Origin of the sequence: Candidatus Tisiphia endosymbiont of Beris chalybata (genome assembly GCF_964026555.1) — a bacterium.
Lineage (GTDB): Bacteria > Pseudomonadota > Alphaproteobacteria > Rickettsiales > Rickettsiaceae > Tisiphia.
Map to the genome: position 1 here is coordinate 1,091,903 of NZ_OZ032159.1, position 15,185 is coordinate 1,107,087.

The 15,185-nt window shown below is 35.2% G+C and carries 15 protein-coding genes and 1 pseudogene; 8 read left to right on the forward strand and 8 right to left on the reverse strand.

Annotation, left to right across the window (positions count from 1 at the left end):
- Nucleotides 1–70: 70 nt before the first annotated feature.
- Entirely contained in the window at nt 71–2,113 is a 2,043-nt protein-coding gene (locus AAGD44_RS05285; protein WP_341763701.1) for a hypothetical protein, read from the forward strand.
- A 19-nt stretch (nt 2,114–2,132) separates the two neighbouring features.
- Here AAGD44_RS05285 and AAGD44_RS05290 read toward each other — a convergent pair whose 3' ends face one another.
- The 4 genes and pseudogenes from AAGD44_RS05290 to AAGD44_RS05305 form a co-directional block, all read right to left on the reverse strand.
- Nucleotides 2,133–2,303: a palindromic element RPE1 domain-containing protein gene (locus AAGD44_RS05290; RefSeq protein ID WP_341763702.1), complete on the reverse strand. Its 171-nt coding sequence runs from the start codon at nt 2,301–2,303 to the stop codon at nt 2,133–2,135.
- A gap of 148 nt (nt 2,304–2,451) precedes the next feature.
- Nucleotides 2,452–3,444, reverse strand: a complete 993-nt coding sequence (gene obgE, locus AAGD44_RS05295; protein WP_341763703.1) for a GTPase ObgE — start codon at nt 3,442–3,444, stop codon at nt 2,452–2,454.
- A complete protein-coding gene (locus AAGD44_RS05300; RefSeq protein ID WP_341763704.1) occupies nt 3,441–4,370 on the reverse strand; it encodes a S49 family peptidase in 930 nt (309 codons plus the stop codon). The genes obgE and AAGD44_RS05300 overlap by 4 nt, the downstream gene beginning before the upstream one ends.
- Before the next feature lie 167 nt (nt 4,371–4,537).
- Nucleotides 4,538–5,125: pseudogene (locus AAGD44_RS05305) on the reverse strand (TlpA disulfide reductase family protein); the annotation flags it as partial.
- A gap of 52 nt (nt 5,126–5,177) precedes the next feature.
- Between AAGD44_RS05305 and AAGD44_RS05310 the strand changes: the two are divergent.
- Entirely contained in the window at nt 5,178–5,441 is a 264-nt protein-coding gene (locus tag AAGD44_RS05310; protein ID WP_341763705.1) for a hypothetical protein, read from the forward strand.
- Nucleotides 5,442–5,599: 158 nt separating this feature from the next.
- Here AAGD44_RS05310 and AAGD44_RS05320 read toward each other — a convergent pair whose 3' ends face one another.
- The 3 genes from AAGD44_RS05320 to AAGD44_RS05330 all read right to left on the reverse strand — a co-directional run bounded on the left by AAGD44_RS05320 (nt 5,600) and on the right by AAGD44_RS05330 (nt 8,503).
- Nucleotides 5,600–6,223: a dioxygenase gene (locus tag AAGD44_RS05320; protein WP_341763706.1), complete on the reverse strand. Its 624-nt coding sequence runs from the start codon at nt 6,221–6,223 to the stop codon at nt 5,600–5,602.
- A gap of 71 nt (nt 6,224–6,294) precedes the next feature.
- The gene (locus AAGD44_RS05325) at nt 6,295–8,052 is read right to left on the reverse strand and encodes an FAD-dependent oxidoreductase (protein ID WP_341764690.1); all 1,758 of its coding nucleotides are present in this window, start codon (nt 8,050–8,052) and stop codon (nt 6,295–6,297) included.
- A gap of 319 nt (nt 8,053–8,371) precedes the next feature.
- Nucleotides 8,372–8,503, reverse strand: a complete 132-nt coding sequence (locus AAGD44_RS05330) for a hypothetical protein (RefSeq protein ID WP_341763707.1) — start codon at nt 8,501–8,503, stop codon at nt 8,372–8,374.
- Nucleotides 8,504–8,636: 133 nt separating this feature from the next.
- Between AAGD44_RS05330 and AAGD44_RS05335 the strand changes: the two genes are divergently transcribed.
- The 4 genes from AAGD44_RS05335 (at nt 8,637) to AAGD44_RS05350 (ending at nt 12,024) form a co-directional block, all read left to right on the forward strand.
- The gene (locus AAGD44_RS05335) at nt 8,637–9,587 is read left to right on the forward strand and encodes a KpsF/GutQ family sugar-phosphate isomerase (RefSeq protein WP_341763708.1); all 951 of its coding nucleotides are present in this window, start codon (nt 8,637–8,639) and stop codon (nt 9,585–9,587) included.
- Nucleotides 9,587–10,225: an LPS export ABC transporter periplasmic protein LptC gene (gene lptC, locus AAGD44_RS05340; RefSeq protein WP_341763709.1), complete on the forward strand. Its 639-nt coding sequence runs from the start codon at nt 9,587–9,589 to the stop codon at nt 10,223–10,225. Before AAGD44_RS05335 ends, lptC begins: the two co-directional genes overlap by 1 nt.
- 363 nt (nt 10,226–10,588) lie before the next feature.
- On the forward strand, nt 10,589–11,443 hold the full coding sequence (locus AAGD44_RS05345; RefSeq protein ID WP_341763710.1) for a cytochrome c oxidase subunit 3: 855 nt from the start codon (nt 10,589–10,591) through the stop codon (nt 11,441–11,443).
- A gap of 209 nt (nt 11,444–11,652) precedes the next feature.
- The gene (locus AAGD44_RS05350; protein ID WP_341763711.1) at nt 11,653–12,024 is read left to right on the forward strand and encodes a TrbC/VirB2 family protein; all 372 of its coding nucleotides are present in this window, start codon (nt 11,653–11,655) and stop codon (nt 12,022–12,024) included.
- A gap of 141 nt (nt 12,025–12,165) precedes the next feature.
- Here the strand turns inward: AAGD44_RS05350 and AAGD44_RS05355 are convergent, their stop codons facing one another.
- A complete protein-coding gene (locus AAGD44_RS05355; protein ID WP_341763712.1) occupies nt 12,166–12,696 on the reverse strand; it encodes a gamma carbonic anhydrase family protein in 531 nt (176 codons plus the stop codon).
- Nucleotides 12,697–13,207: 511 nt separating this feature from the next.
- On the opposite strand from AAGD44_RS05355, the gene folE reads away from it, so the two are divergent.
- Both folE and proS read left to right on the forward strand, forming a co-directional pair.
- Nucleotides 13,208–13,786 carry a GTP cyclohydrolase I FolE gene (gene folE, locus AAGD44_RS05360; protein ID WP_341763713.1) on the forward strand — a complete coding sequence of 193 codons (579 nt, stop codon included), beginning with the start codon at nt 13,208–13,210 and terminating at the stop codon, nt 13,784–13,786.
- A gap of 12 nt (nt 13,787–13,798) precedes the next feature.
- Nucleotides 13,799–15,103 carry a proline--tRNA ligase gene (gene proS, locus AAGD44_RS05365; RefSeq protein WP_341763714.1) on the forward strand — a complete coding sequence of 435 codons (1,305 nt, stop codon included), beginning with the start codon at nt 13,799–13,801 and terminating at the stop codon, nt 15,101–15,103.
- Nucleotides 15,104–15,185 lie beyond the last annotated feature (82 nt).

The following is a 15,185-nucleotide window of genomic DNA, read 5'->3' on the forward strand; positions in this document are numbered from 1 at the left end:
TATCAGTTGACTGAAATATAATAATATATTATATATTAACTCCTGATTGAATAATATCAAGAGATATCATATGTTAAGTACAGTATACATCGTAAAAAATTCTCTATCCACAGGGGTAGCGGCCGCAGCGGGTTGGGTAGCCGCTCGTATAGAGACTCGTACAGAGACTAATATTAAATCCCCTACTGAGCTTGAACGTTATTTAGGAAAGATATGGGCTGAAAATTTTTATTTGCCGCCGGGAATGATTATTGATGGCGGCAGATTCCCCTCACCACATGCAGAAACATATAGTGTATATCAAGCCACAGGTTTTTTATATAAAAAAACAAATTTTGCGAAGGTAAAAGAAGAATTAAGATCTAAAAAAACACTCTCTTATCTGGAAAAATATCTACTTAGAAAATGCACTGCACGGGGAGAATATCCTGAAGAACTGGAAAAATTTACTAAAGGCGGCAGAGAGATAAAAGGATTAAATAAAGAGATACGTGAGGAGCTAACTCTATTATTACAAGAATATGAGGACAAAGTACAAGAACATGCGACACAAAGATCGAAAGAATATACTGAAAAGAAGGAATTATATAAAGATCCGATAGTAAAGGAAGTCTTTGAAAGTGTTGGAGGAAGAATACCTGAAGATTACTGGACACTCCAAGAACTCATGGGTAAAGAAAATTTTCCTGATATATTATCAGAGCTTAGACATAAGTACCCAAGTTCTGCTCAATTTAAATGTAGTGACGAATTATTCCGAAAATGCCCAGTAACTATGTGGACGATAATTGGACCGATTATCGATGAATATAATAATAAGGAAAATATTACGACCGGATTAGATTTCGATATTTTAGATGTCGATACTAAATGCCCAAGAGCTTTTGTACTCTGTGCAGAAGCCTGGGTACAGGCCTGGAAAGAGGCTTGGGCAGCGTCTTATACTGAAGAACCTACTAGTGGGTTTGAACGTGCCGTGGCACAGGAAAGGGCAAAGGCCTGTGTAGCGTCTCGTACAGAGCCTAATACTGAAACTGCGCTTGAACGTTATTTAGGCAATATATTAGCTGACCAGGATGATTGGTCGTCGGTATATTTGTATTTGGTTGGCTGTTATAGCGAAGGCATGCTTCCCAGAAGATATAAAAAAACAGATTTTGCAGAGGTAAAGGAAGAATTAAAATCACAAAAAGTAATCTCTGAGGGGGAAAAATTTCTACTTAGACAATGTACTAAAAGAGAGGGGAAATACCCTGAAGAAGTAGAAAAATTTACTAAAAGCATAGAGATAGCAGGATTAAATAAAGAGATACGTATGGACCTGACTCTATTATTACAAGAATATGAGATAAAGGTACAAAAACATGTGGCACAAAAATCGAAAGAACGTAAGGAAAAGGAAGAATTATATCAAGATCCCATAGTAAAGAAAGTCTTTGAAAGTAATCAAGGAAGAATACCTGAAGATTATTGGACATTCAAAGAACTCCTGGGTGGGAAAAAGCTTACTGATATAATACCAGAGCTTAGCACTCAGTACTCAACTTCCTCTAAATATCAAAATTATATCGAATTACGCAAAAAATGCCCAGACACTGTGGCCCTGATAATTAGGCCGCTTATAGAGGAAAAGGAGAGTATAGAAAAGACTATAGAGAACGATAATAAAATGGATCTATTGATAAAAAAACTTAAGGCACAAGTACTGAAAGAACGTAAGGAAAAGGAAGAATTATATAAAGATCCGATAGTAAAGGAAGTTTTTGAATGGCTTGGAGAAATACCTGAAGATTACTGGCAGCTCAAAGAACTCATGGGTAAAGAAAATTTTTCTGATATGATATCAGAGCTTCGCCATAAGTACTTAAGTTCCAGCCGTCAATTTAAAGATTGTGACGAATTACTCCGAGAATGCCCAGTCACTCTGCAGCTGGTAATAAAAAAGATTATAGAGAAAAAGATTATAGATGAAAAGAATAAAAAGGAAAATACTACGGCGGAATTAAATATCAATACTGAAGCTGCTTCTTCTCTAGACCTTCATCCATCTACTCAAGACAAGGATAAGGTTACTGTGCTAGCTGATTTAGGTGAATTTGATGCAGCAGCTTAGAAAAACTTTCGAACAAAGGCTAAAGTCTAGGTTCTGCGAAGGTTCTATGTAATAGACCTCTTGCATAACCTAATCTAATTGGTAATTTTGTCGTCGAAACTCCTCTCTGTTCCTCACGTACGTCTATGTACGCTGCGGTACTCGACTTCGTTTCTCCTAAAAATTCTTCAATTATCTTTAGGTTATGCAAGAGGTCTAATGAATAGATTTATAGACATTTTGGCTCATAGAACCGCAGCGCACTAAATGTATAGCTTATATCATAATGACATAAGCTATACGCTCCAGTGCAAGGGCACTCGTACTCCTAATGTTAATTTAGTTTTGGGAATATGGTATTAGATAGATAATTTAATAGTCTCCAAAGTTTTTTTAAGCACCGTATTTAAGCCAGTTTTTGCATAAGAGGAAATTATAAAAATTTCCCCTTGTACCACTTCCTGTAATTGATTAAGTTTATCATGTACTTCTTGCTCGAGTAAAGCATCAGCTTTATTCAAACAAACTATTTCTATTTTCTTCTCTAACAAAGCTGAGTAAGAATTTAGTTCATTTCTAATAGTTAAATAATTAGCTTTAATACTTTCACTTGTGGCATCTATTAAATGAATTAGTACATTGCATCTTTCAATATGTTTTAAGAACTTGTCACCAAGCCCATGACCAAGAGAAGCTCCTTCAATTAAGCCAGGAATATCAGCTATAACAAATTCTTCACTGTCTAAATAAACCACCCCCAGATTCGGGGTTAAGGTAGTAAAAGGATAATCAGCAATTTTTGGTTTTGCAGCAGTAGTAGCGGCTAAGAAAGTAGATTTTCCTGCATTAGGCAAGCCGATAAGACCAACATCAGAAATAAGCTTTAAACGTAGATTTACCCATAGCTCCTCCCCTACTTCTCCTTCTGTACTACGTCTGGGAGCTTGATTAATGGATGACTTAAAATGACTATTACCCAGCCCTCCTTTTCCTCCTTTGAGTATTTCAAAACTTTGCTGCTCTGTAGTAAAATCCCAGAGTACGAAATCCATATTCTCTGAAAATATTTGCGTTCCTACCGGCACCTGTAAAATTACTGGCGCTCTAGATTTACCGCTTCTATTTGCGCCTTTCCCATTTTCACCATTTTCTGCTTTAAAATGCTGCTTATATCTAAAATTTACTAAAGTATTTAGGTGAGAATTACTTTGTAATATTATACTACCGCCACGACCGCCATCACCACCATCTGGTCCTCCATTATCAATATATTTTTCCCGGCGGAAGCTCACTGCTCCATGCCCTCCATTACCGGCTTTTAAATATATTTTAGTTTCATCAATAAAATTCATCGCACCTTATATATATCATAGTTAATCTTATTATCTACTGATTCTACCAAACTAGTAGATAATTCATGAACAAAATTTTGTCTAGCCATCCCTAAATTTTTCTTAATCCAGGATTGCTTGGCAGTAATATGTTTAATGGTCGCAGTCTCATATCTTTGTTTTATAAAATTATACATATCATCTATACCGTCAATTAATCCAAAATCAACTGCAGTTTGCCCACACCAAAACTCTCCATTAAACAAAATACTATCTTCTTGAGTTAATTTACCAATACGGCGTTCTTTCACATAATCTATAAAATGCTCATGTATTTGTTTTTGTAAATTCTTAATAATTTTCACATCCTTTTCTTGGACCGGCTGAAATGGATCAAGGATAGCTTTATTCTTTCCTTCAGTATAGACTCTTCTTTCTATCCCCATCTTATTGATGGCAGTAGGAAAGCCGAAACCAGCTGAAATTACTCCTATACTGCCAATAATTGAGCTTTTAGAAGCGTATATCTTATCACCAATACAAGCAAGCCAATATCCCCCTGATGCTGCCACGTCCTCTACAAAGCTATAAACCGGTACTTCTTTTTCAACGGCTAAAGCTCTGATACGTTTGGCAATTAAATCAGACTGCACAGGGGAGCCGCCCGGTGAATTAATAGTCAAACAAATAGCTACCAAGTTTTTGGTATCAAAAGCTCTCTCTATTAACTCATTTAAGGTTTCAATATTTAACCCTAATTTAACGGCATTAACTTTACCTATTACACCATTAAGATGAAGGACCGCAACTATTTGGGGACTTTTAGAACCTATTATAGGTAGCATAGAAAATAACTGCGCGAGCTTCCCAGCTTGACGTTTAGCAATTGCTCTCTCAAACCCAGCACCAGCAATTGAATTATTATTGTGCGCCTTATTATTGCTCATTTATGCTCCTTCTTATCTTGCATGTTATTATTTTTTTTAGGGTTATTATCTAGCTTATCTTCGGCAGTTTCTGCCTCTACTTTTTGCTCTTCTTGCCCCTCTAATTTTTCTTCCAATTTTTGTGCTTTTTTCGCTGGTAATTCCTGGGTTTTTAGATTTCTATGAACTGGCTGATTTAGCGATTGTTCTTGATAACTATTTTTAGGTTCTGGGTGATTTCCTGGAATATGGGACAAAATAATTTGGCGGATCTCGTCATCATACCAATTGATAGAACCTACAAAACTTACCAACTTTTTTCCATCAGTATTAATTAGAATAGCAGTTGGTAGCCCGACTATTCCAAAGGCTTTAAATAGTTGATTTTTAAAGTCATGATAGAGGGGCAAATATCTTATCTCATAATTTTGGTAATATTTTTGCACCACTTCTATTGCCTGATAATCTTGAGAGATAGGAATTATTTCAAATGGTAATTTTCTAAAATCTTTTTGTAATATGTCCAAATCTGGCATTTCTTTCACACAGGCAGGGCACCAAGTAGCCCAGAACACTAATAATATAGTTTTGCCTTCAAACTTATCAAGTGAATGTTTTTCTTCTTTCTCATCAAAGAAAAATACGGAATCAGGGACACTAGATAAATCCAGCATCTTAACACCAGTTTTAATATTTTCGCCTGCTATACTATTATAGGTGATAGATAAGCACATTATAATGAAGATTAAATATTTACTGTACTTCTGATTATTCATATAGATAATGTAAACATATAAGCATGATTATAATACTAAATTTTAAGAGATAATGAAAAATAATATTTTATTAGACTTCCTGCATAAGTCGAAAATAGTTAAGAGATTTTTAGGAAAAACGAAGCTGAGCACCGCAGTGTACGGGGAGGTACATGAGGAGCGGAGGCAAGTTTTGACGACAAAATCACCAACTAGATCGGCTTATGCAGGAAGTCTATTACCTACAGTCTTATGGCTGCTCGTCCTTTTAACTTCTTGCGGGCTCAAAAAGCCATTAGAGGTTCCTAGGCAGGCTCCAACTAATTTATTAAAATAGACTTCTTTCGAAACTCTACTCGAGCTGATAATTTGTATGTCGAATCTAGGCTCGAATCCTCACGTATATTTAAGTACGCTATGATTTGAGGCAAAGAGTCTCCTTCAAATTCCCTGCGCGATGCGAGTTTCGAAAGAGGTCTATTCTATAAAAGAAAATTAATATCTCCTCAAAGTCTTACCTCGCATTACAATATCGAAATCATAAATAGTTAATTCTTCTGAAATCTCAGAGAGAGCATGGTTAACCTCCCCGCAATTTTTAGAACCGGCTAATTTCTGAGTTAAAGAAAGCTGAGTTTGCAAAGTCCCAAGATCACGATGCTCTGCTCGTATATTAACAGAAGCTTTATTAGGATTTCGCCCAGGGTAGATAGTAATAAAATAAAACTCCCCTTTATTATTAGTAGTAGCCGTGCCAGAGCCGGTAAAAGTAGAGCTATTAGCTAAACTAAACATATTCTTGTTAACCCTTGTCCGCAAGGGCTTATACGGGTATTTTCCATCACCTCCAAAATGCCATAAATATATTTTGGCATCTGATATAGGTACACAATTTTGATCTAACAATTTACCTTTTATGATAATTTTTGTGCCGCTATATATAGCTTCTTGGCCCGTTTTCCGCAATAAATTATTCGCAGGCTGAAACTCTTCTGGTTCATAATCATTTATTACGCTTTTACTAATCTTACAACGATTGAGTTTATTAGGAAATTTAGCCTCGCTTGCTATAGCAAGGCTAGAATATAAACATATTATATATAATAAAAGTTTTTTCACTTTGTTTCAGCGTATTATTAAATTTATAATAGACCTCTTGGTAACTCGATGAGGCTCCAAAAAAGGCCTGATTAATAGTTTCTATTGGTTGGCGCAAAAAACTCTATATTATCAATTGATTGCCGCACTGCCCGCCGACTACACCTTATATCCTGATTAATATAAATAGTATGGTATAAAAAATTGTGGTCATCCCTATCTGGGTAATCATTGCGCCAATGGGATCCTCTACTCTCACAACGCCAAAGAGCGGAACATATAGTGGCTTCTGCAGAAACAATCATATTTCCCACTTCTAAATATTCCTGTAATTCGTTATTCCACAATAGTGAACTATCCCCAACTCCGCTACTATTATAAGCTTGTTTAATATTATCAAAAATTTTTATTGCTTCAAACAAATTATTTTGCGACCTAAATACTCCAACGTTTTTTTGCATTAGTAATTTTAGCTCCCGCTTTAATATAGGAGTTTTTCCTGGTTTTCTTTTAAAATGGCCTAAAAATCTATTAACTATAGCTTCTACCAGCTCGTTATTATCAGAATTTTCTCTATAAGATGCAGAATACGCACTATTTACAATATTTTCAACCGTTAACCTAGCAAATACTATTAAATCAAGCAATGAATTACAGCCTAACCTGCCAGCACCATGCACTGAAGTAGATGCAGCTTCTCCTATTGCGTATAGCCTTTCTACTAGCCTCTCTTCTTGATCAAATTTGACCACTTGGCAAAATTGATTAGTAGGCACCCCCCCCATAGTATAATGCGCAGCAGGAGCAATTGGTATAGGTGATTTACTGGGATCTATTTTCAAGAAAAGTTGACAATTTGCAAAAACAGTAGGCAAATTATTTTTAATATATTCGGCTGTTAAATGAGTTAAATCAAGTAATACATGATCTTGATATACCCCGCACCCTTCCCCTGCAGCTATTTCAGTAGCAATAGCTCGCGTTACTATATCTCTTGAGGCTAGCTCCATAAATTTAGGGGCATATTTTGCCATAAAACGCTGATTATGCCTATTAAGTAAAGTGCCGCCTGCGGAGCGCGCAGCTTCAGTGATCAATACTCCAATCTGATTAATAGCAGTTGGGTGAAACTGAATAAATTCCATATCCTGTAAGTTAATTCCTGCTTTTACTGCTAAACCATTTCCATCACCAGTGCAAATTGCTGAGGAAGTTGAGGTATCGTAAATTTGACTATAGCCACCAGTGGCAATAATAGTATGGAGCCCATATATTACATTTAATAAGCCATTTTCTATATCCCAGCTCACTACCCCATAACATTTATTATCCTGCATTATTAATTCAAGAGCAAAATTATAATTAAAAAAAGTTATCTTACCCAAATTTACGGCTGTATTATATAGTTTACTCATAATAGAAGGGCCGGTCCTATCATCTGAATAACAAGCGCGGTATGCTAATGCGCCTGTGCCATAATGGGTACTTTGCCCTCCGTAAATTTTTTGATCAATAAGGCCATCACGGCGCCTATTAAATTGCACGCCTATCTCATTTAGCATTGTTATCGCGTTAACAGCTTGGCTACACATTATCTCAACAGAATCTTGATCTGCTAACCAATCCGCAGCTTTTATAGTATCATAAGCATGCCAGCGCCAATCATCCGGCGTCACATTACCAAGAGCCGCATTAATACCACCTTGCGCAGCGACAGTATGGCTATGCATCGGATGTACTTTGCTAATTACTGCTACTTTATACCCATGGTTGGCTGCATAAATAGCAGCAGCCAAGCCAGACCCTCCAGCCCCAATAATGATTAAATCGTAGTTATGATATTTTTTCAGCTTTTATACTATTTTCAATATTATCTTTGACACAATTTTTTTTATTTTATTAACTGCAGAAGATGATGAAACTAAAACAGTTAAGAGAGCTTTTGTGTTGGTTAGTATATCTCTCCCTAGATCTATTGTCTCTCCATTTTTTAACTTTATAAAACTTATTTTAACATTTGCATAATCCACTTACTAGGTTCTGTGAAGATTTCTATGTAATGAGTAGATTTATAGGCATTTTTACTCACAGAACCGCAGGGTACTAAATAGACCTCTTGCATAACCTAATCTAATTGGTAATTTTGTCGTCGAAACTCCTCTCTGTTCCTCACGTACTTAACATGTACGCTGCGGTACTCGACTTCGTTTCTCCTAAAAATTCTTCAATTATCTTTAGGTTATGCAAGAGGTCTAATGTACGTGAGGATTCGAGAACGAAAATAACGACGAAATCTACCATTAGAGAGAAACCTTCACAGAACCTAATATCTTGTAATAATATCTTGCAATTGGTGAATTAGGTTATATATACTTCTTTGAACTACTACCATCCTAAATAAAAATAAGTAAAAAAACCTAATCTTAGATATAAAATGCCCCACTATACTGATGTTGCTAAAAGAGTTATATTAAAAGAATCTGAAGCATTAATTGAATTATCGAATAACTTACCTAATGATTTTAATCGAGTGGTAGATTATATCATTAATTTTAAAGGTCGTATTATTTTAACTGGCATAGGAAAAAGCGGTTATATCGCTCATAAAATAGCAGCAAGTTTTGCGTCTACTGGTACCGTGGCTTTTTATTTACACCCAGCAGAAGCTAGTCATGGAGATCTTGGGATGGTAACAGAAGGGGATCTGATATTTATGTTGTCTAATTCAGGAGAAACAAAAGAATTATTTGACATAATGAAATATTGCAAGAGGTTTGCTATAAAAATAGTAGCTATGACCATGAATGCCAGTTCAACTATAGCTAGCAACAGTGATTTTTTATTGTTGCTACCTAAAATCAAAGAAGCAGCAGATATTGCCGCTCCTACCACTTCTGCGCTAATGATGCTATCGCTTGGAGACGCACTGACTACTGCGGTACACGAAGCCAGGGGGTTTTCTGCAGAAGATTTTTATGTATATCATCCTGGTGGCAAGATTGGTACAAATCTGATAAAGGTAAAAAACGTAATGAGGATAGGGGATCAATTACCTTTAGTATATAATAAAACTTCTTTTACTGATACAATATTAATTATGAATCAAAAAGCTTTAGGGTGCGCTGTGGTAGTAGAGAAAGATTTACAACTAATTGGTATTATTACAGATGGAGATTTACGTAGGCATATTAATGATAGAATAAACATGAAATATGCTGGCGATGTAATGACCGCTCATCCCCAACACATCTTACCCGATAAGCTAGCGGCCGAGGCGTTAGCTATGATGAATAGTAAATCAATCACTAGCTTACCGGTGGTCAATGAGGAAAAAGTGGTTGGTATTATCCATATTCACGATTTATTACGAGCAGGAATTAATTAATGATCAATAGTATTTCTAATCCTACAATTTTACATAAATATGTTCGATACAAACGTTTAAATGGCTGGTCGAAGGTTTTAACTTTTTTAGCAGTTTTATTAATTTTGTATTTTATTTATATAAATTCAAAATCCCCGGTTAGCCCTATTGATTTTAAGCAAAACGACAATATTACCGAAGAAAACATTATTGATTCAGAAGAGAAATCCAATTATACTGTAAAAATTTTAAACTCTACTTTTAATGGAGTTAATGAGAATCTGAACCCCTACCAAATTAGTACTGCTAAGGCTATTAGAACTATGGATAATAATTATTTATTAGAAAAAATTGCTGCTAAGTATAAAATAAATAATGAGGAAGAGCTGAAGGTAAGCGCGAAAGATGGTATATTAAATGAAATGACGCAAGTATTAGAATTAAAAAATAATGTACAATTCCTATTAGGAGACGGACTTTTAACAACCCCAAAAGCTCAACTAAATTTACTAGATAAAGAAGCTTCCAGCGAGGCAGGGGTGATATTATTATTTAAAAATTCTAAGCTTAAGGCTAATAATTTTAGTTCTACTAATAACAATATGCTGATAAATTTTGAAGGGCAGGTTTCTACTAGTATCAACATTTCAGATTTTTAGGTTATACCATTTTCAAAAACTAATCATTTACGTTCGTCGTATAGCTAAATACCGCAGGTTATATATTGTTCGTACCTGAAGAGTCGGTAGACGAAAGTCAACTTCAAGAAGAGGCAGGAGGGTCAAAGTCGCGCACCGGAGCGTATAAAGTACGCGAGCAGCCTCGATCTTTAGGGCACGACGACGCCAATTCTTGAAGTTCCTAGAGTATATTTCATGATCTCCGCTCCGGTGCAGGGCGCTCATACTCCTAATGCTAATTTAGTTTTCGGAAAAGGTATAAGTATGTGAGCACGTGAGTTCACGATAAAAAAACAATTCGGCAAAGTGAGTAGTATATTTTAATTTTTTAATGAGTTATATATGTTCAATCAATCTATTGACAATAATAATTTGACCATTTTGCCAAAAAAATCACATCCTTTTCATATTGTTGATCCTAGCCCCTTACCAATTTTAACCTCCTTTGCTTTATTGCTTTTATCGGCTGGCATAATAATGTTTATGCATAGTTATAAATTTGGTGAATATATTTTAGGCCTAGCTATTCTCTCAGTAATTTATTGCTTATATTCCTGGTGGAGGGAAGTCATTAAAGAAGGATTAGTCGGGAAATGTCATACTCTAGAAGTTACCACTGGCTTCCGGATAGGTATGGCTCTATTTATTTTAACTGAAATAGCATTTTTTGCTGTATTTTTTAGTTCCTTCCTCAAAACAAGTATTTTTCCCGCTGGAATATTAGATGGGGTTTGGGTCGTCAAGCCCGGTATATGGCCCCCAGCATCCATTAAAACCTTTGATCCATTTGATATCCCTTTCATTAACACATTGATACTTTTATTATCAGGCACAACTGTAACTTGGGCTCATTATGCGCTGGAAGAACATAATCAAAAAGATTGTTTGCAAGCTCTTAAATATACTATAATACTGGGAATCTTGTTTAGTTTAATGCAAGCATATGAATATTATCATGCAGCTTTTGGCTTTAAAGATGGAATATATCCTTCTAACTTCTATATGGCGACTGGTTTTCATGGTGTCCATGTGATAATAGGTACAATATTTTTAAGTATTTGTTATCTTAGAGCTAAAAGAGGAGATTTTGTTAAAGGGAATAATATTTTAGGTTTTGAATTTGCTGCTTGGTATTGGCATTTTGTCGATGTAGTATGGCTGTTTTTATTTATTTTTGTATATATTCTCGGTAGATAAGACCGCAATGAGAGACTTAGCTGCTCAAGACCTGTCTAATTGCGGTTAATATAGTATTTAATCTGTGACTAAAACAGCACGTAAGTGGCCATTTCAAGGTAATTACTTAGTATGGGAATATTAAATACTATATTAACTCTTGAATGGCCAGTGAGTAATGTATAAAATCTGCTTCATGGTAAGAAGTTAGTTTAAATATAGGTAAAATTATGAATGATAGATACTCTGCGGAACAATTTGATAACACCCTGATATGGCGTCTACTTTTTATGTTTTGTAGTATTGCTCTGATTCTCACCGCATCTGATGCTCTTGCTGCTACCCCTAAGGATGATCCAATCGGTACAGTATTTTGTAATTTGGTTAAAGTGTTTCGTGGTAACACAGCCAGAGGTATAGCAATAGTAGGAGTAGTTGTCTTAGGAATCCAAACTCTTAGAGGCCAATTAAAATGGGAAGTAGCTTTAGTAATTGTTACTGGAATAATAATATTATTCAAAGCGCCTGACATTATAGATATGGTAGCTGGAGATGCCTCAACTGCAAGTAAATGTGGAATTAGTTCACTACCAACATCATAAAATAAGATAGGCAAGAACACTATATATGTAGTTAAGCTTTGCTGCATCGCTTTTAAACTCAAAGCTGCAACTTAATTATGGAGTATAATTAGCCATTTACCACTAACATAGCTTTTGTTCAAGATAGGGATATAACTATCCCTATCTTGAATTGAGGTTAAGTAAGTAATCGCTAGTAAGCTTAACATAGTTTTCCGTATTATCTAACATCGCATTTAACTCTTCGCTTGTTAAATATCTAGCGAATTTAGCAGGCGATCCCATCCATAGTTCTTTTGATTTAATAGTTTTGTTTGGAGTCACCAAACTACCCGCGGCTACAAAACCATATGGCTCAATTATCGAATAGTCCATAATAGTGGCTCTCATTCCGACAAACGCATTGTTCTCTATAGTGGCGGCATGGATAAGACAGCAATGCCCTATAGTGACATTATCTCCTATCAGTGCGGGCCCATTAAATCTAGAAGTATGGATAACAGTTCCATCTTGGATATTGGTATTACATCCTACTCTAATTGGAGCGACATCTCCTCTTAGTACACAATTATACCAAATACTTGATTTATTACCTATAATTACATCCCCTATTATGCAAGCATTATCGGCAATGTAAGCTTCTTTATCAATACTAGGACAAATATTATTGTATGAAATTACTTTCGGTGACATAATAATTACCATTTTTATTAGACTTTTTGGATAAGTCGAAGCAGGCTTCGGAATTTTAGAAGAAACGAAGCCTGCTACTATAAGTCAATTAAGATGAATTAGGGACGCCGTTGCTCGCTGCTCACCTAGTAATTCTAGGCTTCGCGCCTAGTCCCTAATTTATATTAATTGACTATAGCGCGCCTTATGCAGGAAGTCTAAAGTATACACTTAATTTTTAAATTTATCACTACTAATGTAGGGTCCCTACTAGTTGATAGCTTGATGTTTACTGTTATTTGTGTTAAAAAGGCTTTCTGTAATCCTTGATAATGTGACCCTCCTAGGTTCTGGGAACATTGCTAGGTAATGAGTAGATTTATAGGCATTTTTGCTTGCTAAGCTCAGCGCCCTGGGGGGCCGCATACTGGGGGGCAGCGAAGGAGCCGAGAACAAAAATAACGACCAAAGCAATAGATAGCAAGGCAATAGATAAAAATGTGCGCAGAACCTAATAACTTAATAGAAAAATATGACTTTTAACAGACCCTCGGCACTCGAAGCAAAAGAAGCGGTAAAAACCTTGTTGAGATTTATTGGGGAAGATCCCGATAGAGAAGGTTTACTTAAAACGCCTGAGAGAGTAATAAAAAGCTATCAAGAAATATTTTCTGGTTATGATCAAGATGTAGAAGATATATTAACTACTAAATTTTATGATACCTGTAATTTTCAAGATTTTATTTTATTAAAGGACATAAATTTTAATTCTTTTTGTGAGCATCATTTGTTACCGATATCTGGTACAGTAGATATCGCTTATATCCCTGATAATTGTATTATAGGGATTAGTAAGCTAGCAAGGGTAGTAGAAGTTTTTGCTAGGAGATTACAAATCCAAGAAAAGCTGACCGTTCAAATTGCTGAAACTTTACAAAAATATATTAAACCTTTAGGAGTCGCGGTCAAGATTTCGGCTCTGCATAGCTGTATGACTCTTAGAGGGGTCATGCAAAATGATACCGTAATGAATACTATGCATTATACTGGCATCTTTGTTGAGCAGCAAAAATATCGCCACGAGTTCTTAAATATAGTTTCCAAAAAATAATCAAAGGCTCTCATGTTATTATCTAAATATTTTTTACCTGTTTTGAAAGAAGTACCCGCTGAAGCGCAGGTGATTTCTCACCGTTTAATGTTAAGGAGTGGAATGATCAGACAGCAAGCGTCTGGCATTTATAGTTGGCTCCCTTTAGGTTTACAGGTCTTGCAAAATATTGTCAACATTGTTAATCACAATATGAATAAAGTAGGTAGTCTTGAGCTATTAATGCCCTGCATACAGCCAGCTTCTTTATGGATAGCGTCGGGCAGGTTTGAAAATTATGGGAAAGAAATGTTAAAATTTCAGGACCGCCATGATAATACCTTATTATTTGGCCCTACTAATGAAGATATGATCACCGATATTTTTAAGAATAATATTAAGTCGTATAAAGATTTACCCAAAAATTTATACCATATCCAGTGGAAATTTCGTGATGAAATTAGACCTAGATTTGGAGTGATGCGTGCGAGAGAATTTTTGATGAAAGATGCTTATTCTTTTGATATAGATCAAGCTAGTGCTGTGCAGCACTATAATAACATGTATCTTGCTTACCTACAAACCTTCCGCGATATAGGGCTGAATGTTGTGCCAGTGTTAGCTGATAACGGGCCTATAGGGGGAAATTTGAGTCATGAGTTTCATATTCAAACAGAAAATGGTGAGAGCACTATTTTCTATGATAAAAAATTCTTAAATTTAATTGATTCCGAAAGCTTGGATATTGAAAAAATACAGTCTTTATATGCAGTAGCAGAAGAAAAACACGATCCAACTAAATGCCCGTTAGCTCCCGAAGAGTTGACTAGTAGTAAGAGTATTGAAGTAGGGCATATTTTTTATATTGGCAGCAAATATTCAAAAGTAATGAATGCAGTAGTAAACGATAAGCACGGGAACTTGGTACCAGTAGAAATGAGTTCTTACGGGATTGGTATTTCTAGATTAGTAGCTGCTATTATTGAAGCTCACCATGATGATAAGGGTATTATATGGCCTACAAATATTGCCCCTTTTTGTGTCTCAATATTAAATTTGAATATATTGGATAATAAATGTAATGAGTTATCGCAAAATTTATATACTCAGTTAAGAGCCAATAATATAACAGTATTATATGATGATACTGAAGAGAGAGCGGGAAGTAAATTTGCAACGCACGATTTGATAGGCTCTCCATATCAAGTAATTGTAGGATCTAAAAAAGCTATAAATAATATTGTGGAATTAAAAAACCGTAAAACTGGTGTGATAGAAGAGTTAGAGGTAGAGGTATTGTGTGATAAAATTATAAATTTAATAAAAATTATTCACTAATATCACTTTTTAATAACTTAAGTTATTTTAATATATATGTTATAATTAATAATATGTTCAAATAAATATTTATATACAGATA